Raw genomic sequence first — 22954 nt, 5'->3', positions numbered from 1 at the left:
CGGTTACTTACTCTCAAAATAGCCAGTGTCAGAACGACCTTTGGAGAGAATGGTAGCACCGCCACCGCCATTGCCAAAGGTAACATTCAATCCTTCATAGGTTATTGTCAGTTCTTCAATGGCTACAGCACTACCATCGGCTTGGAGCGACGGTGCTTGCCAACCAATGGGCACAGCCCCAATCAAGGTCCAGCACTGTTGAATGGTACCAGCCTGGTTAAATACTAAAATGTTAATGTTGCGGCGATGCTCTTTGATATTAGTTCCCACGGTTCTGGGTTGAAACAATGCGCTGAGCCAATCCCAAAATATTTTGTTCTCACTGAGACCGCGCTTCAGAGTTACATCTGAAAAGTCTGGCTTACCTAATAAAACACGCTGCTGATCGTTTAAGCCACCCTCTTCGACCATTTCTTTTTTTACCTGGACTCCTAGGCCGCTACATTCCGTAAACGAGGCGGTGATTTTACTTTCGATTTCAACGTAGAAACGATTGGTGGTAACGTAGTTCGCGGCATTGGATGTGACAGTTTTATTGTCGGTTGCCACTGCGATCACCTCCCGTTGAGGATAAAATGGATAATTATGGACGCACCTTGGAGACTAACACTGTTGAAACTAACAGCGTCTCCTATAACTATGGGCTCGTTCATACTGTGCTCGCACATCGTCACAAAGTAGTTGATAGACGCGATCGCAAAACTGCTGCATCGCCATGGGATCATGGGCTAACTGAGCTGCAACTCGGGCCATCATTTGTTTTACTTCCGCAGGCTGATCACTTCGCAAAATGACTGGAGCCACAAAACCAGTCGGGTTAGACACTGGCCCTACGGGAGGTAAAAATGTCGCATTTTCAGCCCCAGTCATGGATTTTTTGTTGTGGTCAGTCATGGGAGCACCGCTACTTTACTCTTCAAGACGATTTATCTTGCGATAGAAATTTTGTAAATAATTTAAGTCCCCTGCAAACATATTTTCAATCACCACCGGACTCACATCCGGCAAGGTACCTAAGGATAAAATCACCTGGGCCAGAATAATCACAGTGGCATAGGCGGGATTTGCCCGGACCCGTGGATCGGCCATGGGTCCAATTTCATCCACAGTACGGGCCAAACGCATAATGCCTCGACGGTGGGATTGGCCCACGGCATCTACATAACCAATGGGTAATTCAAAGGAAAATTCAGTTTGAGGACCTGACTGGAGACCCACTGGACTGTCTTGACCACCTGGAACTCCTTGTGGCTCTATTATAGGATTCGGTGGTGGGTCTATGGGCTGAAGCGAAGGCTTTGTCTTGGGTGGGGCCAGACCCATATTGTTGTTACTGAGTTGAATCGTCGACATAATAAATATGTGAGTTTTACAAAATTAGACTTTTATCCGTTTGAGGGATTCCATCACAATTTCCACTTCTTCAATATTGTGGTCTGCTCCTTTGACATCTAGATCAGAGATTTTATAGCTGACGGGCCAGGCCCCCATAAACTCAAACCGAAACTGTTCTTGTCCCGACTGACCATAGATACATAAGGCCCCATTGCGACGTTGCTTACTCCAGTTACCCCTGCCAATGGTATCCATCCAATCCCAGAAGGCCATGGACACCGTCAGCCCCCGCTTCAGCGTAATGTTGGGATAAGAACTGTTACCTGGAATTTTTGAGCGCACCACATGACCATGGCTGCTACCATCTTTTCCCCAAACCTGGGGAGTGACTTCAGTGATCTCAATCACATCTTGCGATCTCTGGAATCCAGAACATTCCATAAAGTAACCATCCGTGGAGTCCACACTCCCATCTAACTTTAGCTCTAGATAAAACTTGGCCTTGGTTAAAATCTCAGGAAACATAATCGATCTCCTGATCAACAACAGCTCAGTAATTATTCAACCTAAACCACATCCCAGTTGAAACCTTGAGGTTCCTCTACGACAAAACTCCAGGTCTGGACGTGGACAAGATTTATTTAGCTCGTACAACTTGAGTAAAATAAAGTTCTAACGTATCTTCTGCTAAATTACCGCCACTATCCACCGCCAGACTGCTAATTTGTTTTTTGGTGCCTGGGAACAAATCAATAAAGTTATACCGCATAGCCTCCTTACCATTAGGATCGTAAATCACCAAAGAGCCCGTTTTACGACTATCCATCGCTTTAGAAGCACCTCCCGAGAAGGTATCTGGGTGGCAATCGTTATACCAATCAGAGAGCTTTTTCTGATCGCCTTCATTACCTGCCACATAGGTTAATGTCACGGTAGCGTTGTATTTCACACCACCAATGGTTGCCTGGGTTTGGGTTTTAGCATCCTTGGTTACCCCAATGGCCGCATCGCCTCCAGCCACTTCCATTTCAATCTCTGGACCACTACAGGTCTTCACAGCTAAAGACGTAACACCATCAATTTCAAAGTAAAACTTAGAATTAGTGAGATATTGAACCATTATTTCCTCTAATTAAACTATTTGGTACGGTTAAACTTTTCACAGGTAATGGTATAGGTCTCTTCAATGTAAGCATCAGCCGTCACATCGAGATCGGCACATTTATATTTAGATGGCCAAGCTTCTGTAAATTGCCATTGGGCAATTTCCTCTCCATCGGTGTTATAAGCCGTAATGCTGCCTTCTACCTTATTGTCAGTCCACTTACTCTTACCACCATTGGACGAGGGCAAACACTTTTCGAACCACTCGTAGAGTTTTTTACTGGTACTATCACCGTCACCACTGGCAATGGTGACACAGTCAAGGGTAAACAACCCTTCAAAACCAGCAGAGTTTACCTGCCAAATGGTTTTACCTCCTTTAGTAGTCCCCACGGCCTGTTGCCCGCCCTGGACTTTCGGCGTATAGTCAGGGAGAGTAACACTTTTAAAGACGGACTTTTCCCCTTCACATACTCCTGCCAATTCCAGGTAAAAACTACTGGGGGCAATGGGTTTAACTAACTCGCCCATAAAATCACTCCTTTCTCTTGGATTACAGGTGAACTATTTCTTTAACTAGGCATTAAGGGGCCTTAATACCTAGTTAAAACAGTCAGCTCAGTTAGCATTAGCCTTAAAACTACTACTGATTCGGTGCCCACTGACTAATGCGGAAGATAACAAATTCTGCTGGACGCACGGGGCAAACGCCCACTTCAACATAGAGACGTCCCAACATAATTGTGTCATGGGTGTTGAGTTCACCATCACACTTCACATAGAACGATTCTGCTGGAGCGCCTCCCATTAAGGCACCTTCCCGCCACAACCTTTCTAAAAAGTTGCTAACGGTGCGGGTGACCCTGGCCCAAAGATCTTGATCGTTAGGTTCAAAGACAACCCATTGAGTGCCAATTTCAATGGACTTTTCAATGTAGCTGAGCAGCCTGCGCACGCTAATGTAGCGCCATTGCACATTGTCGGGCTCAACTAAGGTGCGGGCACCCCAAACCTTGAGCCCCCGGTTATAGCTGGCAAAGTTGCGAATACAGTTAATCCCCAGCGGATTGAGTAACTCCTGCTCACGCATATTGGTCTCATAGGCCAGACCAATCACCCCCCTCGGGGTTTCATTGGCAGGAGCTTTAAAGACACCGCGAGATTCATCTGTGCGACACCAGATACCCATCATGTGACCGGAAGGAGGCACCAATTTAGGTCGTCCACCATCGCGAGGATTGGCCACCTTTATCCATGGATAATAGGTTGTCCCAAACATGGAACGACGATTAAACAAACTGAGCCATTTGGCCACATCCGCTGGACGTTGTCGACTGGGAGCCACCGGGTCCATACTCTTACCCGGCTTCACAGGGGGAGGATCAATCACCGCCATGCGATAGGCCGGTCCAGGGAATGAATTTTCACACATGCTAAGCATCATTTCCATGACACCATGCACCTGATCAATATCAATCAGCCCCCTCTCATAGGCCAGCAATAAATCAGGACAGGCCACCATGGAAACTTCATCCACTTCATATAGCCCCTGAATACCCGTGCGATCATCTCGATTGCCCTGGAGATCGCGATTAAATCGATCGGGAGTACCCACATAGGGAGGTGGCGCAATTTCGTAGGAACCATTGGCCGGACGTCGAGAGAGGGCCTGCCCTGATTGCGAGATATTTTCAATTGTGACAAATTCTGAGGCTTCTAAGGCCGTCACTGCATAGTCAGCAAGGGCTGTTTCCACCTCCGGATTCATGGAGAGGTGCTCATATCGTTCAACTTCTTCACTGCCGTTGCTCACCACTACCGTGAAATACTCTCCATTATTAATAGGAGGTTCTGCATCGTCAGGAGCATCGTCAGGCAATGGCTTTGGTTCGCCATTCATCACCGTAAGCGTCAACCGCCCACTGCTAGAGGGTAACGCTAGGAGGCCCCCCTCTTCCGACGAACTCTCCTTGAGATAGCATGACAGCGAGGGTTTACCACTTGACGTCAGCATCTTAGTGGCATTATCAGCAGCCGTGGGTTGGGGTGATCCTGGCAGCTGCGTGCCAATACTAACCACCCAACAACGGCCACCCCCATTCATAAACCAACCTTGCACCGCGAAGGGTAAATAAGCGCCATAGTCGGTAAATCCGTCGGAACCCGGTTTAGAGAAGAATTCTAAATATTGAGCCCAGTTTGTTATCATCATCGGCTCAAACAGTTCGGCATCGCCCCGAACATCTTCGGTAAACCCAATAAACCCGGCAACACTCAGGCTAACGCCTTCTATTGGGCGACTGCCTCGGTCTACTTCTTCAACGTAAACACCGGGGGCAAAGTAGTCTAATGCCATTCTGGCTCTCCTCCGTTGGGATTAATGCTTGGGGCGTTTGTAAATATATAAGTCTCTGTAGCGCAAAACTTTTTAGTTCAACTGAACTGACCCTTAGGCCAGAGCCATCAAAAAAGCGTGACAAATTCTCATTAGCCTTGTTTCTACCATAACAAATTTATTTTTTCAAAGATCTCGAAGTTAAATCTCTCAACATTGACAAAAATCAATCCATAGCAATGTCCACAGCAAAGACATCAAGAAGTTTTCAATATAAAAGTATTTTTTCCTTGAACAAGGTTTACTTAAGCAGGAGAAACATCGCTGTAACACAGCGATGTTACAAATGTTCCGTAAGATTGATTTTCTGAAGTTAAAGATACATTTCTATACTTAGGACATAAGTTAATAATGCTTGATGAAAAAGAGTTGATTTCAAGATTGAAGTCTGCATAATTAAGAGATGCGTTATGTGGAATTTAGCCCTATGGAAGCGTAATACAAATCTATCTAGTGCCAATATTCAAGGATTTCCAAGGCGCTAAGGATGTTCTCAGATTTCTCTTATAAACCAAGAACATCCTTTTGAAGCCGTTTATCTAATGGCTTTTGCTACATGACGGTGACATCACATTAGTCAGATTGAACTTGTTAAAGTTAAGATCCTCTCAAAAATCAAATGAACTTAGAACTGGATTCCATTAGCGTTAATCAGCTATATCAGCTCGCCACTGAAGCAACGGAAAAGAAATTAATTACGGCCCATGGGTATCGAGGCGGCCAGTATGAGCTATTACGACAGGGAGAATTTATTTTATTGTCGCCCAGTGAGGCGATCCAATATCTGCAAACATTAGTGCAACCGACGGATATCAATATTTGATACCCGAGTGGCATTTGTTTAGATATAAACAACCTTATTCCATAGTTATCGATGAGCCTAACCAAAGGGGTTTCCCAGTTGGGCTATTGCTATTTTTCTTAGGGACTGTGGGCAGGCTATCCCAGGAGCTATAGGCTGAGCCATTTAACTTGCCTTCTTTTTGTAGCTCGCGCTGGATGCCGTTGAGCACATCGTCTTTGTGGATCTTTTGTGGTTTACGATTAACGGCTTTGACACAGGCGTAGTGCAGAATATTGATAATGTTACCGCCTGTTAGCTCATACTCATGGGCAAATGCTTCAAAATCGACGTCTTTAGCCACTTTAAAAGGCTTGTTGATAAACGTATCTTGCCACAGCTGCAGGCGTTGCTCAGGGTTGGGTTTGGGAAACCGAATCATAGACTGAAACCGACGGGCAAAGGCATTGTCTAAATGAGACTGTAAATTTGTGGCGAGAATGACCAAACCTGCATAGTCTTCAATGCGCTGTAGCAGGTATGAAACCTGTTGATTGGCCGCCCGGTCATTGGAACTTTGGGATTCTAACCGTTTGCCAAATAGGGAGTCAGCTTCATCAAAGAATAGAATCCAATCATGATAATTGGCCCGATCAAACAGTTTGGCTAAGTTCTTTTCAGTTTCTCCAATGTACTTTGACAGGACGTTAGATAGCTCAACGTGAAACACAGGTAAACCCAGCTTTTTACCTAGTAAACAGGCCGTTAGGGTTTTGCCAGTGCCTGGGGGACCATAGAAAAGACTACGATAGCCGGGCTTGATCCGCTGTTTTAGCTGCCAATGGTCCATCAGCAGATCTTTGTTTTGCACCCAGGCCAGGATATGGTCAATCTCCTGGCGGGTGGCTGGATTAAGCACAAGATGATCCCAGTCTAAGGCGGTGGTGATTTCTTGGGCGGGAAATTTGGCACCAAAGGCAGGGGTGTAGGGCTGCCCGGTGAGGAGTTGTTGGCGATACTCAGGGCTAAGGTTGAGGGCTGCGCAGAGGGGGGGCTCGTTTTGGTGTGGATAGTCCAGGGTGAGGATGCCCTGGGTAAATAGGATGTGTTTGGGCTGGAAGAGATTGTCGTAGCGTAAGCGAGCAGAGAGATTATCTCCAGCCAGTAAAAACATAGCAGTTTCGCAGGTGGGGAGAAAGCCACTGTGGACATTGCCAGTGAGGCCGCCAAATTCGGTATAGCCGCGATCAAGGTTTTGGTTGCGGATAAAAAATGTGTCGAGGAGATGGGGCTTAAGGTGGGGGATCAGGCATAGACAAAGGACTAGACGGTCTTCTGGCTGTAGATGAAGCTGCTGCACGAGAGTGGCGTAAGGCGCATCGTTGTGACGTAGCTCCGGTGGTGGGATGATGGCAAATAAGTCATCCGGAGGTGGTTCGCCTTCAAAATATAGTTTTATGCGATGCTCTAGCAGGGTACTGAACCAGGTGAGTTCAAGATCAATACAGGCTGCGTTTTGAGACACTTGATCTGGGTTCATGCCGTCACCGGGTAATGGGCATTATCCTGTCAAGGAACCGTTTACTATCATTATCCGCGAGCGGCTTCGGTTCCCATGCGGTCAGCTTCTCGTTCTAAGGCAACATCGTCATTAATGTCTACCCCGTGAGCTTGCATAGTGGGCCTTACCCGACCCTGCATTTGTTGTACGATGTGCCAACCTTCGTGGGGCAGCTGTTTTTCTTGGCCAGGACCGAGGTGAATGGTCTGTCCCTGGGCGTAGGCGAGGGCGTTTAGCTGGGCTGGTTTGGCAGAATTGCGGTGAACGCGCACGTTGGATAGGTCAAAGCCGGAAAGCTGTTCTAAGCCCGACTTTAGCCGGTCGGGCATGCCGGTGTGGTTTTCGTTTGCTTGTTCGTTGCTTTGTCGTTGAACGGCGGTATCCTGCTCTGATGATACGGTGTCTAGCATGGCATCAACATCGTAATGCAGTGCTGCCTGTCGCTGCATTGGAGTCCCACTAACATTTTGCTGTTGCTGCACGGGGAGCCAATAGCTATCTGCCTCGGATTTCGTTTGAGTCTGCTTGTCTCGTTTTCGCTGCGTGGATTCAAACATGGGGCTGGATTTCCTTAGGCTATTTGCCTATGACATCGCACAGGGCTAAAGCTGATGAAAACAGATAAACCGCTTAGGGTTACATAAACTATGTAGCACCATAATAATCGCAACTAGCGATTGAAATCATTAGGGCATGTTAGCGAAGCGTAACGCAGCATTGCAGATAGATCACCTTGATAGGAAAGTTCGGTAGGGTGTGCTGGCGAAACATTTTGAGGGTATTGGCTACAATGGAGCAGTAGAAATAGTCCAAATAATGTCAGTTGCTATCACAGAAGCGATTACTACCCTGATCGAGGCAGAACAGCGTTTCTGCCTGCGTCGGACAGAGGAAGATAATTTTTTTCAGGAATGGTGTACTGATTTCCCCGCGCTCACTGATATGGACAGGGCAGGCTTGACAGAGCTGCGTCGTCGTTATCTATATCAGCGTTCCCAGGGACAGCTATTAGAAAATACGGTAACGCTCTTGTTTGCCTCACCATTACTAACCCTAGCGGGATTTTATGATCCTCCTTTTAGGCTTAAGGCGGAGGAGTCGGTTCAGCTTACTCTTGAGGATCCAGAGGAGGTTTTGCAGGGGCGGTTAGATGTGTTAGTACTCAAAGAACAGTTTTGGGTAGTTGTGCTGGAATCTAAGAAGACGGCATTGTCGGTATGGTCGGCATTACCGCAAACACTGGCTTATTTGATGGCCGATCCTCAGTCGGAACAACCGAGTTTTGCGCTGATGACCAATGATGATAATTCGGTATTTGTGAAAGTGGCTCGTTCACAGGGCGGAAAGTATAACTTCTCGCGAGTGTTTGCAGCGATGACGTCTGATCAGGAACTGTGTGAAATTTTGCAGATTTTGCGACGTATTGGTCAGGTCGTGGGAAAAAGCTAAGGCAAAGCCAGCCAAGCTGAGCATTCGGTAGGGGTTGAGTTCGGTAGGGTGTGTTAGCGAGGCTTCGCGTAACGCACCTTCGGGATGTTGTGCCAGAGCGTGAGATTGATTATGGGCCAAAGAGAGAATTAATTGACGGTGGGTGGAGATGGTTCGGTGGGAAAATTTTGCGATTGGTGTTGAAGCGGGGTGGGTTGGAAGCGATGCGACGTGTCACATCCTACGGTCTACGGTCTCGGTGACGCACCCTAGTTTATTGCGCCGGGGATTTATCCTCCCAATTGGGGTGATGGCGTAGGGTGTGTTAGCGAGGCTTCGCGTAACGCACCATCGATATATTGCGCCAACGCGCGCGATTGATTATGTGGCGACGAGAGAATTCATGGTCGGTGGATTGGGGTGGATGTGGTGATGGAATGGGTCGATAGATGGAGATCGGTGGTGGGGCGTGATAGGTTGGAAGCGGTGCGACGCGTCACACCCTACGGTCTATTACAGATTACGGATAGGTCATTTGATTTCGCTGTGCGGGTTGTCAATTTGTGTGAGGTGTTGGATGGGTCGCTGGGGGTGGGTCGAAAATTGAACCTCCTTCTCGCTGGGTAGCGCCGATCGCGTTTTAAGTGTGCGTATAAGTTGGCAATTATTGATTCCAGTGGGGATAATAGGTTTAGAGCTAATTAGTCAAGAGGTCTGATTGTGGTTGTTTCTCAATCTAAGCTCCCCGATGTCATCTCAACTCGTCTCACATTAGATGAGTATCGGGCGATGGAAGAAAATAATCCAGAACGCCACGAATACCGAAATGGGGAAATTTTTACGATGTCGGGAGGTTCTGAGATACACAGCTTGATCGCAAGTAATTTTTTGATCTATTTGGGCTTTTTATTAAGAGATACGGACTTTAGGCTGTACAGTAGCGACCTGCGAATTTGGATTCCTGACTATCAGTGTGGGACATATGCCGATTTAATGGTGATTAGTGGCGAACCTGCATTTAATGGCGATCGCCAGGATGAGATTCTCAATCCTCTATTGATAGTTGAGGTATTATCGCCGTCGACTGAAGCGTATGATCGGGGCGAAAAGTTCAGAAAATATCGTTCTCTTTCTAGTCTTTGTGAATATCTGCTGGTTAGCCAAACTGAGCCTTATATTGAGCAATACCATAATCTTGCTCGGGAGAGTAATGATTTTTGGCAATGGAAGGATTATTCAGACATGGCGCAAGGGATCTTTTTGAATAGCTTAGGTGTAGACATTCCCCTCAGTGAAATCTATCGACGCATTCGGTTTTAAGTTGGATGCGGTGCGTCGAGTCACACCCTACGGTTCTTAGGCTCTTAGGCCACTTACACAAAATTCAGATCACTCTCCTGCCCTCCTTAAAGGTGGATCCGTGACGCACCCGACCCGTTTTCGGCGAGCCGGCTACGCTCTCGGGGGTCCAACCGCACATTAAGTGAATTGATCGCCTGTGTGCTTCCGCATATCTTCCATGTCCCCCGAAAGTTGCGTTGATAGGTCGGCACTTATATTCTGCATCGTATCCCTGTACATCATCGGTGTCGGCACCTTCAGGCCCGCGTGCTGATACGCGTCTAGTTGGTGGTTGTTGCAATTCCCTTTCACAAACGAATAATTGACAGCATAGTTAAGTCTCGGCGTTTTCATTTTTACGGCAGCTTGATACTCCTTATATTCTTCCGGTGGCTCATTGTATGCCTTCTTTTGGCTTTTCAATCTGTCATGCAGTTGCCGTGCTTGCTCAAAGCTGATTTCACTTTCTATACACTCTAGATAATCGTTCTCGGTTTCCGTAGTAGGATTTCCTAAGCTAAGGGAAGTTGTCGATCCATCTTGATTTTTAAATATCGTGCATCCATGATTCCAAGGAAATCCAGGGAAAAACGCTGGGCGTTGACACGATTGAATAGTGATTTTTTTGCTGGGGTCAGGGTTATTTTTATCAAAGCATCTTTGTAATACGCCTGCGCTTGAATCGATGAAAGTGTTTTTCTTCACTAACTGCTTTGGTTCAGGCAGTTGCGTCCTTGGCGGTTGCCTTAAAATTTCATTTAGGGCATAGTAATTTTCAAAATGTCTATGAGAGTTCTTTTCTTTTGTGGCTCGCTGATATGGAATCGATGAACCACGATCGGTAGAAGTACGTTTCCAGGGTTGTCTGGATGATGTCCAGAACTCTGATTCGTGTAGATTATTGGCCTGGAGCTCTCGTGTCTGTCTCCAATTGTGGCCTCTTCCATTCTTTATCTCTACCTTGCATCCTGTTCTTTGTCTGCGATTCCTTAGCTGCAACCCACGCTCCTCGCCTTTGATTCCTTGTCGTTCAACTTGCCTTCTCTTTCTTTGCTTTGATTCAGTCATCTGCCAATTCCTGCTCCTGCGTTTGCTCCCAATCCGTCGATCTATGTTCTACATCCTGCCACTGAAACTCTGATGCGTAAACCACCCTCCCCAACTTCCCATACTCCACCCTCATCGCCCCCAACACATCCCCCATCCCCACCAACTCCCCCCTCTCCGCCGCCACAAACGCCGCATTCAACGCCACCGTCTGAATCGTCCCCCCCGCCACATCAAACCCACCCAACTCCCCATAATCCATCTCCTCACTAACACACCCCACCGGAAACACCTTCCGCCATAATATCTCCCGATACTCCCGAGAAGGAAACGGAAACTCCACCAAAAACCTCAGCCTTCTCAAAAACGCATCATCCAACGCCCCCCGCAAATTCGTCGCCAATACCGCCAGCCCCCGAAACGCCTCAATCCTTTGCAACAAATAATTAATCTCCACATTCGCATACCGATCATGGCTGTCTTTTACCTCACTCCGCTTCCCAAACAACGCATCCGCCTCATCAAAAAACAAAATCGCCCCCCCCTCCTCCGCAGCATCAAACAACCGCCGCAAATTCTTCTCCGTCTCCCCAATATACTTACTCACCACCGACGACAAATCGATGCGATACAAATGTAACCCCAACTCATTCGCAATCACCTCCGCCGCCATCGTCTTCCCCGTCCCACTCGGCCCCGCAAACATCGCACTCACCCCAAACCCCCGATTCATCCGCTCCCGGAAGCCCCAGTCATCGTAGACGCGAGATCTTAACCGCACCTGATCCACAATCTGCCGCAGAATCCCCATCGCCTCATCCGGCAACACCAACTGATCCCAGGTAGCCTTCACATCAACCCGCTGCGCCAAAGATTCCAGGCGGGGGCGAGTACGGTTTAGGCAGGCATTCCAGAGAAGGGGTGATGGGGTGATGGGGTGATGGGGTGATGGAGTATCTGAATTTTGAATTTTGAACTTTGAATTTTGAACTGTTTCCTCTTCTTTTTGAATTTTGATTTTTGTAGAGCTGTGCTCTTCTCGCAGAGTAGTTTTAATTTCCTCCCCCAACTTGTTACTTGTTACTCGATACTCGTTACTTATCTCTTCAATTTCCGACACATTCAAACAAAACTGCCCCGCCAATACCCCCGCCATCTCATCCGATCCTTCACCCAACATATCCTCCCAAACCTCTCTCTGTTCCATCGCCGTCGGCTTCCCCACCTCCTGCACAATCCCCACCCGATGCGTCGGCAACCGCACCTCCCGACTATCCACAAACACCAACCCATCACAACCCGACAAAAACCGCCGCAGCGCCACCCGACCAGAACTATCCGACCCCAACTCCTGCGTATCCACGTACAACGCCACCGCCGACAAAAACGTCTCCCGTTCCCACAACCGCAAAAACTCCGTAAACGCCGTATCTCCCGTCGGGATCAGCTCACCCATCAAACAATAAAGACCCATCCCAAACCCCCGCGCCACTGCCCGCGCCACCAGCACCTTCGTCGGTTCGCTATGGCCCAACAACTGCACCACCGGCAACACCTGCCCCCGTTCTGTTCCGGCTAGCCGCTCCCCCAACGATTCCACAACCGCCCGCTGGCTCGCCGACAGCCGCACCGCCCCCCGACCCAACGGCGTCACCAATCCTTCTAGCCGATGGTCCAACCCCGAAGATCCCATAACATGATTCACCACCCGCTCATCCGCCCGCAGCATCGTCTGGGGCAACGGCTGCGGCTGGGGAGAATGCAGCTCAACTAACCGCCAGTAGCGCAGCGGCGCATCCACCGTCATCACATCCCACTGCACCTGATCAAACAAATTAAAACAAAGGGCAAAGGTGGGAAACGCCCAACCCCGATCCCCCTGGGCCTGATCGCACAGTTCCGGTATCTGCGGGTCCACCTCCATGGCCACACACAGCAGCAAAATGCCCAGATCCAGGTCCGTTAAGTTAAACCGATAGCCCAGCTCCAACGCCGCCGGTTCCGGATCCATCGCCGCCGCTTTTGCAATGGCCACTTCTGCTTCCTCCAGCATTTCCGGCGTGATGGCATCTTCTCCAATGGCCCGCCGCAGCCGCAGCCGCAACCCGCGACACACCGCTAATAGATAGGCTCGATTCTGTTCTGCCCAGCTGCTCATGGCATAGTCACCCTCACCTGCTGCAATGGATCGATGCGCAGCGGCACCGTCGCCACATCCACCGGCAAACTATCCACCCCATCCACCCGCAACCGCACCGGATAGTCCCCCGGCGTCATTTCTCGAATGCGAAAGGTGAGGCGAGATGCCCCTGGATTATCGTCGTCCGTGGAGATTTCATAAGGCGCAATGGTGCGATCTCGCCAGATCAACATCACCCGCTGCTCCGGATGCACCGCTGGCCTACAGCTCAACGACAGGGTTAAATTCCCCGCCGAGATTTCCAACGGATCCAATTCTGAAATGGTGGGGGCCACTGCCAAGGGAAACTCATTGCTAATTCGCATTGCACTGGACGCCCGCACCACCCCCACCGCCACGGTCCAAAACCCGGCCAGTCGGGCCTCGGGGGGCAACACAATCTCCGCCGAAGTGGGTGACACCTCAGGTACTAGCTCAATCGCCTCTTCTAACAACGGATGGCGCAGCTGCACCGTCACCGCTTCCCCATCAAAATGTTCTCCCCGAATCATCACCCGATCCCCCAGCCGCGCACTGGGCTGTCGGTGGGGCAAAATCACTCCGGTAATCTGGGGCGGCAGTCCCGGTATGACAAAGGGACCACCCTCCACACCACTGCGGTTTAATACGGGCATTGCTCCCGCTGGCAACCCACCGGTATCAATCATAATTACGGCGACTTTAAAGGCGATACAGGGCCGATAGGGATGTTGTAACACCTGCCACACCTTCGACATATCCTCAAAGTCCAGGGCCACAGGCGTAATTTGAATCTTTTCAATCTGTCGATGTAAATCGCTATCTGGGAATTCTCTTGCGGTCGCGATTTCAATCTCGTCTGGGTGCAGGGTGATGCCATCCGCCAAAAACTGAATCACCCGCCCCAACAACCCATGGCTTTTGGCCTCGCTACCATTTTCCCCATAGGCTACCGCTAAATAATAAAGATCCAGGGCAACAGCAGTTTTCTGCGGCGTTCTCACCTTCGCTCTGGGATGGATCGGCTGTTGGTGGCCCAGCTCAAGCTTAGGCATCGCATGGTAGAGCAACAGATTCACCCGATTACTGTCACCATTGCCCTGAGACTTTTCCAGGGTCTGTGCCGTCACCGTCGCACTATCTACCACATTGCGCAGACCCTGGTTAATCAGAGACTGCAATGTGGTAGTGACCGCTGCAATGGCCAACGAGTTACTCATAACAAAATAGAAAAATCACCTCGGGCTGTTTTATAACAGAACAATCCGTAGGATGGGTAACACCCATGGAAGACGTTTCGGCATGGAACCAATACCAACCATTACCCACCACCAGTGACAAAAAATAGCAAGAGATATTATTTGTAGGCCATATCACACGATTGATGGGTCGTGCCCACCCTTCGGGTTATTGGCCAATATTCAATGGGGGGTTAATATCACGGTTTCATGCCCGTCCTAAATCCCTGGAATCTCCGATAGCTCGCAATCAAGCTCTTCCACGGAAAACCGCATCATGTCTTGCCATTCATTCAGCGTAAACGAAAAACCCCGTTGATTTGCCATCATCACAAATGACTCAGCATTGGGAGCTAAATTAAGAGAATCTCGCAAATTAGGATTCGCTTGAGCTTCACGATAAAGCTTTACAACCTGCTCTTTAGCCATATTAGAGGGGGCTCCTTTAAATATTTTAGTAAGGAAATGAGCGCAAAGCCACGATGATTTGTTCGCAACAGATGATTTGTTCGCAGTAGCTGACTGTTATACTAGCAAGCTTCATGACTATACCAACACACAAACCAGGATTCCATGATTTTTGTTGCAAATATCTGCAATATTGATCGCTCAAAGTTACAGACACTCTCCATTTTTTAACTTATCTAACAATTAACGGCTGAACGGTAATCAAATAGAGTCAATTCCAAAACATCTGTAAAAGAAATGCTAGTTATCTAAAACATGTCTATTATTAGGAAAAATCTCTAAACGAAATCAAGTAATCGCCATCCTGTAATACGTCACTGTTTTTCAGTTAGCGAGAAGTCTACATCCTTGTTCTTATCTGGTTTGGACATAACTGGTTCTCCTTGAATAAGGGGAGCCATTGCCGCCATTGCCGATGTTAATAATCTTCCAGATGTGTATATACAGTAGCTGCTTAAGGAGAGGTAGTTGTTAAACATCAATTCAAACTTTACATAACTCAGTATTATGTTTTGTACTATTCCTATTCCCTTTTGAGATATCCCATGTAATTGTTAGTGGATGCATGCCCTATGGCGTCAGTTCAAGACCCGTCACAAAAACGACGACACATCCTAGGCGAAGGCTGGGGATTTCCCATGCGATTAACCAAGCAAGGAAGTTTTCAGCTAAGTCATGACTATCGCAACCTGGAAGAATCTATCGTTATTATCTTAGGAACGCGCATCGGAGAACGACTTTATCGACCTGATTTTGGTTCTCGACTCCATGAACTTGTTTTTGCCCCCCTCAACGATGACACCTTGTTATTGGCTCAAATTTATGCCCGTGAAGCCTTACAACAATGGGAGCCCCGCATCAAAATTGATGCGGTGACGGCGGATCCTTTGCCAGATGCGTCTAGTTTACAGATTACGGTGCACTATCGTATTCGCAAAACTCACCATCGTCGCAGTTTGGTTTATCCGTTTTATCTCACTCCGGTTGAGGGGTAATAAAGTAAAAATTGAACAGTAAAAAGTAAAAATTGAAAAAAATCTTCCTCCCCCTCTCCCCGCCCCCTAAAGCTCTACAATGGAATTCGACTTCCTCCCAAAGCTCCCCAACTCCAACCTTGACGACCGTCAGTTCAAAGAACTGGTGGAAGAATGTTTGTTGCGCATTCCCCGCTACTGTCCAGAATGGACCAACCATAATCCCAGTGATCCGGGGATCACCATGGTGGAGTTGTTTGGCTGGCTGACGGATCAAATGATGATGCGGTTTAACCAGGTGCCGCGACGTCACTATGTTGCTTTTTTAGAATTACTGGGCATTCGCTTACAGCCGCCGGTACCGGCGCAGACGGCCCTTACCTTTTATTTATCTGCCAGTTTGCCAGAGCCCTATACCATTCCAGCCTCAGTGGCCGTGGCCACCGAACGGACGGAGACGGAAGAGGCAATTATTTTTAGTACCGACGGTCCCCTCACCGTGGGGCTACCCCATATCCGTCATCTTTTAACGGCAGAGACCGACGAACTGCAGCCGACAACACTACAGGATCGTCTGTCGGTACGCTGGACTCGCCAGCCCAACGGTCGTTGGACTGGGGCAGAGCAGGAGATTTTTAGCCCCACACCCCAACCTGGCAATTGTTTTTATGTGGTGCTTGATGCTGACCAAGCGCTAGACGGCAACGTTGTTGCGTTACAGATAGAGGGCGAGGCGGCTACACCCACCGGCCTGTTGCCCGCAGCACCGCCTCGTCGTTGGGAGGCTTGGAATGGTGAGACCTGGGTCTCTACGATATTGATGCAGGAAACTGACGATGACACCCACGGGTTTAGTTTTTACAATTCCGGCAGTGACAGTGCAGTGCAGCAGGGGGAAATTGTCTTACATTTGCCCCAACATTTTCCAGCCACAGACTTTGCTGGTCGTCGGGGAAGGTGGATTCGGTGTGTCTGCACTGAGCCGATGGTAGGAACAACGGCCTATGGCAGTTCTCCTCGCTTGATTAGTGTGGCGGCTCGGTCCACGGGGGGCACGGTCAATGCCCACCAATGTGAGACCATCCACAATGAACTGCTGGGGGAAAGTAATGGCCAGTCGGGACAAACGTTTCAGTTGCAAAGTACGCCGATTTTGCCGCGCCAGGGTTCAGAGTCTTTGGTGGCCACCTTAACCAATGGTCTACAGCAAGTGTGGCAGGAGGTATCTGACTTTGCTGAGTCGGGACCGGAAGATCTCCACTACACCTTAGATTCACTAACGGGTTTAATCCAGTTTGGTCCCTTGATCCGTGAACCGGCCCAGTTAAAAACTGCCACCCAGCTACGCGCCCACCAACAGTCTTTCCATGCTTCTGGTGCGGCGGCTGTGTTGGCCGCTTCTCCCCAATTGCTAGAACGACAGCATGGGGTTGTGCCCCCTAGAGGGGCAGTGCTGACTATGCGGGCCTATCGCACCGGCGGCGGCCAACAGGGCAATGTGCAAGCCAATACACTGCGGGTGATTAAGTCGGCTGTACCCTATGTGGCATCTGTGACCAACTATCGGGCTGCCCTCTATGGCGCTGATGCGGAATCCCTGGAGTCCGCCGTATTGCGGGTACCTAAATTGTTGCGCACTCGCGATCGCGCCGTCACCGCCGAAGATTTTGAAGCCTTGACCTTAGAAGCAGGTGCAGGCACTGTGGCCCGCAGTCTCTGCCCCCATGCACTCAACGACAAACCTGGCATCATCACTGTTGTTGTTGTGCCCAAAACCAACCTGGGGGACCTTGACACGGGTCTAGGTATTTCCCCCGAAGCGCTGGGTCTCACGCCAGAGCTAAGCCAAACCGTGCTCAACTATCTCAACGAACGACGTCCCCTGGGGTTGCAGGTAAAGCTTGTATCTCCTAATTATGTGGGGGTGAGTGTGACCACCGAAGTGGCTCTGGATCCTAGCTACAGTTCACCGGAAGCGGAACAGGCCATACTACAGGAACTACAGGTGGCCCTATATCGATTCTTAAACCCATTGACCGGTGGCCCCCAGGGAGAAGGCTGGCCCTTTGGTACCCCCGTCTATCCGTCAGATATCATTACGCTATTGCAAACCATGACCGGGGTACGATATCTGGGCGCAGTGACCCTATACGAAATTCGACAACAACGTCGGCAGCAGGCCGCAGACCAGAGCACAGACCAGAGCACAGACCAAGAAACAGAATGGGTACGGCGGCTAGCTCCAGACAACGTCGTCACCCCCGATCCCCTGGGTCTCATCTGTTCCTGGAACGACGCTCAGCTGTCTACTGGCCATACCATTAGGGTCATTCGTTAGGGGGACGTACCATGGCACAGAAGACCCAAACTGGACGCATGATTGACCTTGAGTTGGTGCCCTTGCAGGAACCAGATCTTGCCTCTGGCTCGGCAATTAGCTTTTCCCCCTCTAGCACATTGTCTCGCATCGCCACTCCCCGCCCCCTGCCATCCTCCCTCACAACCCAGCTACAGCTACAACCAGGAGAACCCAATGAGTTGGTGGTACGAATAAAAAATCGAGGGGAGGCGAACCTCACACTTCAGTTTACGATCATGGGAGATATTCCCTCAGGCTGGTGCCAGATTCACACAGAAGGCTCGACACTGCCTGCACACCATCAAATGGAGACGGTATTTTACTTTGTTAGTCCAACGGATTTTTTTGAACGCCCCCTCTCCCCCAGTCAATTACCCCTACGCTTAGATTACAAAGGCCAACTTAAAGTCACCGCCAGTTCCCAACGGGGTGATGCCGAAGAACATCTCACCCCCTTTCAACTCTTAGTACGTCCCCCCAGTAAATATCTAGACCTTCTACCCGATATTTACCGCCGCACCGATATTGTCGGTCGATTTCTCAAAATCTTTGAGACCACCTTTGAACCCACCGTTGATATTCTGGACCACCTGTGGGCCTATCTAGATCCACTGACCGCCCCGCGCGCGATGCTGCCGTTTTTGGCCCATTGGGTGGGTTGGTCATTTCAGGTGCCCCTGGGCCTGGAACAACAACGGATGCTAATTCGCTACGCCATGGAGATTTACCGATGGCGTGGCACCCGACGAGGATTACGGTTTTATTTACACCTGGCCAGCGGCTTGCCCCTGGATGAACATATTCCCGACGAATTCCAAAAAGCCATTGGCATCCACGAGACCTTTAGCCCAGGCCATGTATTGGGCCAAGCCGTCATCGGCACCTCAGCAATCTTAGGAGGCAGCCGTCCCTGCCACTTTTCCGTACGACTACGCCCCCCTGAGAACCATCCCCTGGATGAATCCTTAATTCGTACCATCATTGACCAGGAAAAGCCTGCCTTTTGTAGCTACGATCTTGTGATTGAAGCTGGGGTGGACAGTAGTTGAAGTAAAAGTAACAAGTAGCGAGTAGCAAATCAGACTCTCTCACTCCTACCTCTTACTTTTTACTTTTTACTTCCTCCCCCCCATGCCCCTCCAACCCCTCCAACGTCTCCACGTCAACGACGGTTTACTGATTACGGCCAACCTGTGGCAGGTGGCCCACAGCTACCATCAAACCCGTCAGACCATCCACTATCAGTCGCTACACCAGGGAGGCATTGTCGATGGCCTGGGGGTGTGTGTAGCTGAGATTCCAGAGCAAGCATCCAGTCGCTATCGCCATCCGCGATGGTTGACGATTCAACCGGGGCTGGCGATAGATGGCCAGGGTAACCCCATTGTTGTCTCTTGTCCTGAGAGTTGTTATCTATCGGCCCAGCCCACCGAAGAAATCACAATTTATATTGTGCTCAAGCATTCGGAACAGGCCTCCCAAATGGAAACAGAAATCGTCCAGGATGCGTTTCAGATTATTGAAAAAGATGTGCCTGCTGAGGCGAATGAGGTAGAGCTTTGTCGGGTACGATTGGGGCCAGGGTTACAGACGCTCACTAACCCAGACAATGTCTTTTCCCCTGATGTTAATCAGCTAGATTTACGTCATCGCCAACCGGTTCAGGCTCGTTCATCCCTCACCTGTGGAGTCGATTTATGGTCATCCTCGTCTAACAATGTGGCTCAGTTTCAGGCGTTATTTGCCGCCTTACCGAGCCTCGCCCCCAGACTCCAGGGGCACATGGTGGATACCCCCCTAACAGGGGACCTCAGCTACATTGACTACGATGAGTTTTGTCGTACACCCCGTCCCCATCAGCACCGGCTGGCTGACTATTTGCAGCAGGGCGGGGTGTTGCTCATCGAGGCAACCGTGGATCATGACGTCTTGGACCTGTATCAGGCCGAGCTAGAACTGCAGCAGGCCATCGCCGCTACCCCCGCCCACAGTGCTCAATCATTACGAGAAAGTGCTCAAGCAGAATTAAGTACCCTGCAAACTTGCATTGCCGACGAAGTGGCTAACCTGGCCGCACCCATTCACACATTTCTAGAGATTGAAGGACTGTCAGCCACCGTTAGCACAGCAACAGCGGCGGATAGGGTGCGTCAGGGAGAGTTTTCCCTGGTGCAGACCCAGCCCTTTCACTTTAGCCATTTGCCAACGGTGCAGCGGCGACCCATTGGGCTATATCACTGGGGTGGGGTGGTGCTGTTAATGGGGCCATTACTCCAGGCCTGGGGTGCCAATGATGACCTATATCTCGATCGAGAAGAGATTCGTGCGGCCCAGGAATTTGGCGTTAATCTCCTCACGTTTGCTGCCCGTCATCGTCAGCTCCACCAGTGGCTGATGGCCGATTCATCCCCTCGTTCTCAACCGGTCTAAGACCCATGGCTACCCAGATTTTGACCCAGCTATCTACCCAGTCTCTTCAAGTTGGCGACGGCCATGACCAGTTTGAGGTGATGGTCAATAATCTCAGTAATCGTTTTGCCACCTTTACCCTGGAGCTATCGGCACCTGGCATTAGGCCTAATGCCAGCCCTGATTGGTATCGCCTGACGCCGGATATCTCTGCCAAGATTCCAGCCGGGGATCAGGCTAATTTTATTGTTAATCTATTGGCCTTGCCCCCCATTGCCGGTGGCTTCACTGGCAAGATGAAGCTCAATGTGAATGTCACCTGTTTAGAACTAGGAGAAAAAGATCGACAAAGTATCAATTTAGAGGTTAAAGGCCCAGGCAGTATTCCCCTGGAAATCTCCATGGCGACAACGGAATTTCAGGGCAAACCAGGGGAGCTTATTGATATTCCGGTAGTGATTAAAAACTGTCAGCGTAATACGGCCAACCTGCAAGTGGAGCTAACGGGTTTAAACCAGAACTGGTTAATTGATGGCCATAAACGACGGCTACAGCTGTCGCCCCAGGGCCGATCTGAGCTGTTATTTATCTGCCAACTGCCCGATCTCAGTGAAGCGATCCACGGAGACTATGGGTTTCAGGTGGAGGCGCGTCAAATTCAGGCTCAGCCGGTACAGCAGGCGGCTACCCTGACCGTGTTACCCGTGGGTTCTTTGCTCTTTGACTGTGACCTGGCGACGGTGAATCCCAAGCTGCATAAAGACCCTAGGGAGATGGATGAGGTCGATGACGTTGAGCTGTGGGGGGTGCGATCGCACCTCCCTTCCTCTCCCACCCATAACCCCCGATCCAGATCTACCAAAGCCTCTAAATCCAAAACCTACAGAATCACCCTGGACAACACCAGCAATGTAGTACAGTCCGTCAGACTCAACATAAACCGCATCGATATCCCCTGGTTCAAGCGATTGCAGTCATTCCTACGACGCACCGTTCCCACCCCAGCTCGCACCACCCCCCATTGCCTGCACCTAAGACCATCTCAGGTTGATCTCAAACCTGGAGAAGTCACCACCCTGGCCTTAAACATCAAACCCAAGGTCCCCTGGTGGGGATGGCGACGCCGACAACAGTTTCAGCTCCACCCCCAACTGCAAGAAACTATCGTTGACCCTCCGGAACATCAGATTCGGCTTGCGGTCCCCCCTAGAGTTCCATTTTGGCTGCAATGTTTAGGACTGCTCTTAATGGCACTAGGTCTAAGGTGGTTCTACCAACATTTATCTGACCATAAAGGCCCCGTTAATAGCGTGCAATTTGACGGGCAAGCCAGCATGGTCATTAGCGGCTCCAATGACAATACCATTGGCCGTTGGCAGCTCTTTCGCCAACTCCGAAAGAGTCAACTCCAACGGTTAAATAAGCTGCCCCCGAACAAAGCAATGCAAGAAAAGGCGGTGCGAGTCGTTCACTACCGTCCTCGTAACAATAATATTCTGGCAGCTGGGCTAGAAAATGGAGAAATTCAACTGTGGGATTTACTCGCGGAAACCAATAAACCAATGGTCTTCCAGCCAGACGATCGCGTCTTTGACCTACAATTTAGCGCCGATTCCCGCAGTTTGTTTAGCGCCCACGGTAGTGGGCTAGTTTTACGCTGGTATCTACCAGACCTAAACAATCGCCCTAGACTTTCGAAACCGGCTCAACAACAACAGTTTAACTTTGCAGTTCAGGCCATGGCCCCCACAAGCCTTGCCCCTGAGCAAGGGATCCTCTTCAATAAAACAACTGCATCGGAAGATCCCTTAGCCCTGGTCATTGGCGGTCGCCGCAATCAGCTCAAGCTATGGGATCCCCAAACTGACCAAATCAGCTCTATCCCCTATGCTACAGGTCAAGAAGACGATTACATTACCAACCTAGACACCGCTGACAATAAGCCAACGCGCCTGGCAGTTGCCGATAACCAGGGTCGCATTAGTCTCTGGAATCTTAACCAGTGCTGGACCGACAATGCCAATTGTTCACCCACCGATCAGTGGACAGATGGTCACCAAGAGCGTCCCGTCAATGCCATCGCCCTCACCCAAGATGCCTGTTATCTCGTCAGCGGCGGTGCCGATGGTCGAGTCATCCTGTGGCGTCTCAACCCTTCAGGTTTAGTAATGGACAAAAAACAAATTGCCAAGTTTTCAAAACCCATCAACAGCGTCGATATTGCCCAAAAGGAGAACACACTAGCCATTGTCAGTGGCAGCGACACCCATCAAGTCAATCTGCGCCAAACAAAAGCCGACAACCCCGCCTGCCCCTGAGATCCATACTCGCTACTCGTTACTTTTTAATATTAACT

The 22954-nt window shown here is 49.7% G+C and carries 21 protein-coding genes; 8 read left to right on the top strand and 13 right to left on the bottom strand.

Annotated elements, in window-relative coordinates:
• Positions 1–3: 3 nt before the first annotated feature.
• From U2F10_RS35600 to U2F10_RS35570, 7 genes are all read right to left on the bottom strand, one after another.
• A complete protein-coding gene (locus tag U2F10_RS35600) occupies positions 4–549 on the bottom strand; it encodes a phage tail protein (RefSeq protein ID WP_431732038.1) in 546 nt (181 codons plus the stop codon).
• Between the two features lie 69 nt (positions 550–618).
• The gene (locus U2F10_RS35595; RefSeq protein ID WP_250565179.1) at positions 619–894 is read right to left on the bottom strand and encodes a hypothetical protein; all 276 of its coding nucleotides are present in this window, start codon (positions 892–894) and stop codon (positions 619–621) included.
• Positions 895–909: 15 nt separating this feature from the next.
• A complete protein-coding gene (locus U2F10_RS35590) occupies positions 910–1353 on the bottom strand; it encodes a hypothetical protein (protein WP_163670264.1) in 444 nt (147 codons plus the stop codon).
• Between the two features lie 24 nt (positions 1354–1377).
• The gene (locus U2F10_RS35585; protein WP_163671841.1) at positions 1378–1863 is read right to left on the bottom strand and encodes a phage tail protein; all 486 of its coding nucleotides are present in this window, start codon (positions 1861–1863) and stop codon (positions 1378–1380) included.
• Positions 1864–1972: 109 nt separating this feature from the next.
• Positions 1973–2455 carry a phage tail protein gene (locus U2F10_RS35580; protein ID WP_163670265.1) on the bottom strand — a complete coding sequence of 161 codons (483 nt, stop codon included), beginning with the start codon at positions 2453–2455 and terminating at the stop codon, positions 1973–1975.
• Positions 2456–2472: 17 nt separating this feature from the next.
• Complete coding sequence (locus tag U2F10_RS35575; protein WP_163670267.1) at positions 2473–2970, bottom strand: phage tail protein; 498 nt, start codon at positions 2968–2970, stop codon at positions 2473–2475.
• A gap of 112 nt (positions 2971–3082) precedes the next feature.
• Positions 3083–4795 (bottom strand): phage tail sheath family protein, encoded by a 1713-nt coding sequence (locus U2F10_RS35570; protein ID WP_163670269.1) that lies wholly within the window; start codon positions 4793–4795, stop codon positions 3083–3085.
• A gap of 658 nt (positions 4796–5453) precedes the next feature.
• Here U2F10_RS35570 and U2F10_RS35565 point away from each other — a divergent pair.
• Positions 5454–5657, top strand: a complete 204-nt coding sequence (locus tag U2F10_RS35565; RefSeq protein ID WP_163670271.1) for a hypothetical protein — start codon at positions 5454–5456, stop codon at positions 5655–5657.
• Positions 5658–5691: 34 nt separating this feature from the next.
• On the opposite strand, the gene U2F10_RS35560 is transcribed toward U2F10_RS35565, so the two are convergent.
• Positions 5692–7155 carry an ATP-binding protein gene (locus U2F10_RS35560; RefSeq protein WP_163670273.1) on the bottom strand — a complete coding sequence of 488 codons (1464 nt, stop codon included), beginning with the start codon at positions 7153–7155 and terminating at the stop codon, positions 5692–5694.
• Positions 7156–7205: 50 nt separating this feature from the next.
• Positions 7206–7733 (bottom strand): eCIS core domain-containing protein, encoded by a 528-nt coding sequence (locus tag U2F10_RS35555; RefSeq protein WP_163670275.1) that lies wholly within the window; start codon positions 7731–7733, stop codon positions 7206–7208.
• Between the two features lie 259 nt (positions 7734–7992).
• Between U2F10_RS35555 and U2F10_RS35550 the strand changes: the two genes are divergently transcribed.
• Both U2F10_RS35550 and U2F10_RS35545 read left to right on the top strand, forming a co-directional pair.
• The gene (locus tag U2F10_RS35550; RefSeq protein WP_499058291.1) at positions 7993–8625 is read left to right on the top strand and encodes a type I restriction endonuclease subunit R; all 633 of its coding nucleotides are present in this window, start codon (positions 7993–7995) and stop codon (positions 8623–8625) included.
• A gap of 693 nt (positions 8626–9318) precedes the next feature.
• Positions 9319–9924, top strand: a complete 606-nt coding sequence (locus U2F10_RS35545) for a Uma2 family endonuclease (protein ID WP_431732055.1) — start codon at positions 9319–9321, stop codon at positions 9922–9924.
• Positions 9925–10083: 159 nt separating this feature from the next.
• Here U2F10_RS35545 and U2F10_RS35540 read toward each other — a convergent pair whose 3' ends face one another.
• The 4 genes from U2F10_RS35540 to U2F10_RS35525 all read right to left on the bottom strand — a co-directional run bounded on the left by U2F10_RS35540 (position 10084) and on the right by U2F10_RS35525 (position 14817).
• Positions 10084–11013: a hypothetical protein gene (locus U2F10_RS35540; protein WP_163671115.1), complete on the bottom strand. Its 930-nt coding sequence runs from the start codon at positions 11011–11013 to the stop codon at positions 10084–10086.
• Positions 11006–13150: an ATP-binding protein gene (locus U2F10_RS35535; RefSeq protein ID WP_499874827.1), complete on the bottom strand. Its 2145-nt coding sequence runs from the start codon at positions 13148–13150 to the stop codon at positions 11006–11008. The genes U2F10_RS35540 and U2F10_RS35535 overlap by 8 nt, the downstream gene beginning before the upstream one ends.
• Entirely contained in the window at positions 13147–14370 is a 1224-nt protein-coding gene (locus U2F10_RS35530; protein WP_163665484.1) for a Pvc16 family protein, read from the bottom strand. Before U2F10_RS35530 ends, U2F10_RS35535 begins: the two co-directional genes overlap by 4 nt.
• A gap of 237 nt (positions 14371–14607) precedes the next feature.
• Positions 14608–14817, bottom strand: a complete 210-nt coding sequence (locus U2F10_RS35525; protein WP_163665486.1) for a Nif11-like leader peptide family natural product precursor — start codon at positions 14815–14817, stop codon at positions 14608–14610.
• A gap of 611 nt (positions 14818–15428) precedes the next feature.
• Between U2F10_RS35525 and U2F10_RS35520 the strand changes: the two genes are divergently transcribed.
• The 5 genes from U2F10_RS35520 (at position 15429) to U2F10_RS35500 (ending at position 22916) form a co-directional block, all read left to right on the top strand.
• A complete protein-coding gene (locus U2F10_RS35520; protein WP_163665489.1) occupies positions 15429–15851 on the top strand; it encodes a GPW/gp25 family protein in 423 nt (140 codons plus the stop codon).
• Between the two features lie 79 nt (positions 15852–15930).
• Positions 15931–18168, top strand: coding sequence for a putative baseplate assembly protein (locus U2F10_RS35515; RefSeq protein WP_499874826.1), 2238 nt, complete (start codon positions 15931–15933; stop codon positions 18166–18168).
• Positions 18169–18179: 11 nt separating this feature from the next.
• The gene (locus U2F10_RS35510; RefSeq protein WP_499874825.1) at positions 18180–19238 is read left to right on the top strand and encodes a phage tail protein; all 1059 of its coding nucleotides are present in this window, start codon (positions 18180–18182) and stop codon (positions 19236–19238) included.
• 82 nt (positions 19239–19320) lie between these two features.
• Positions 19321–20619, top strand: a complete 1299-nt coding sequence (locus U2F10_RS35505; protein ID WP_499874824.1) for a hypothetical protein — start codon at positions 19321–19323, stop codon at positions 20617–20619.
• 5 nt (positions 20620–20624) lie between these two features.
• A complete protein-coding gene (locus U2F10_RS35500) occupies positions 20625–22916 on the top strand; it encodes a WD40 repeat domain-containing protein (RefSeq protein WP_499874823.1) in 2292 nt (763 codons plus the stop codon).
• The last annotated feature ends 38 nt before the right edge of the window (positions 22917–22954 follow it).

This window comes from Leptothoe sp. EHU-05/26/07-4, from assembly GCF_043421015.1.
GTDB classification, from domain to species: Bacteria; Cyanobacteriota; Cyanobacteriia; order Phormidesmidales; family Phormidesmidaceae; genus Leptothoe; species Leptothoe turfae.
This window is presented reverse-complemented; position numbering and strand designations above follow the sequence as displayed.

Coding starts and splice junctions, on each gene's coding strand:
- U2F10_RS35525 (WP_163665486.1), bottom strand. CDS start 14,817: ATGGCTAAAGAGCAGGTTGTAAAGCTTTATCGTGAAGCTCAAGCGAAT.
- U2F10_RS35570 (WP_163670269.1), bottom strand. CDS start 4,795: ATGGCATTAGACTACTTTGCCCCCGGTGTTTACGTTGAAGAAGTAGAC.
- U2F10_RS35510 (WP_499874825.1), top strand. CDS start 18,180: ATGGCACAGAAGACCCAAACTGGACGCATGATTGACCTTGAGTTGGTG.
- U2F10_RS35515 (WP_499874826.1), top strand. CDS start 15,931: ATGGAATTCGACTTCCTCCCAAAGCTCCCCAACTCCAACCTTGACGAC.
- U2F10_RS35575 (WP_163670267.1), bottom strand. CDS start 2,970: ATGGGCGAGTTAGTTAAACCCATTGCCCCCAGTAGTTTTTACCTGGAA.
- U2F10_RS35550 (WP_499058291.1), top strand. CDS start 7,993: ATGTCAGTTGCTATCACAGAAGCGATTACTACCCTGATCGAGGCAGAA.
- U2F10_RS35535 (WP_499874827.1), bottom strand. CDS start 13,150: ATGAGCAGCTGGGCAGAACAGAATCGAGCCTATCTATTAGCGGTGTGT.
- U2F10_RS35500 (WP_499874823.1), top strand. CDS start 20,625: ATGGCTACCCAGATTTTGACCCAGCTATCTACCCAGTCTCTTCAAGTT.
- U2F10_RS35540 (WP_163671115.1), bottom strand. CDS start 11,013: ATGACTGAATCAAAGCAAAGAAAGAGAAGGCAAGTTGAACGACAAGGA.
- U2F10_RS35590 (WP_163670264.1), bottom strand. CDS start 1,353: ATGTCGACGATTCAACTCAGTAACAACAATATGGGTCTGGCCCCACCC.
- U2F10_RS35530 (WP_163665484.1), bottom strand. CDS start 14,370: ATGAGTAACTCGTTGGCCATTGCAGCGGTCACTACCACATTGCAGTCT.
- U2F10_RS35505 (WP_499874824.1), top strand. CDS start 19,321: ATGCCCCTCCAACCCCTCCAACGTCTCCACGTCAACGACGGTTTACTG.
- U2F10_RS35580 (WP_163670265.1), bottom strand. CDS start 2,455: ATGGTTCAATATCTCACTAATTCTAAGTTTTACTTTGAAATTGATGGT.
- U2F10_RS35520 (WP_163665489.1), top strand. CDS start 15,429: ATGGCGTCAGTTCAAGACCCGTCACAAAAACGACGACACATCCTAGGC.
- U2F10_RS35555 (WP_163670275.1), bottom strand. CDS start 7,733: ATGTTTGAATCCACGCAGCGAAAACGAGACAAGCAGACTCAAACGAAA.
- U2F10_RS35565 (WP_163670271.1), top strand. CDS start 5,454: ATGAACTTAGAACTGGATTCCATTAGCGTTAATCAGCTATATCAGCTC.
- U2F10_RS35560 (WP_163670273.1), bottom strand. CDS start 7,155: ATGAACCCAGATCAAGTGTCTCAAAACGCAGCCTGTATTGATCTTGAA.
- U2F10_RS35595 (WP_250565179.1), bottom strand. CDS start 894: ATGACTGACCACAACAAAAAATCCATGACTGGGGCTGAAAATGCGACA.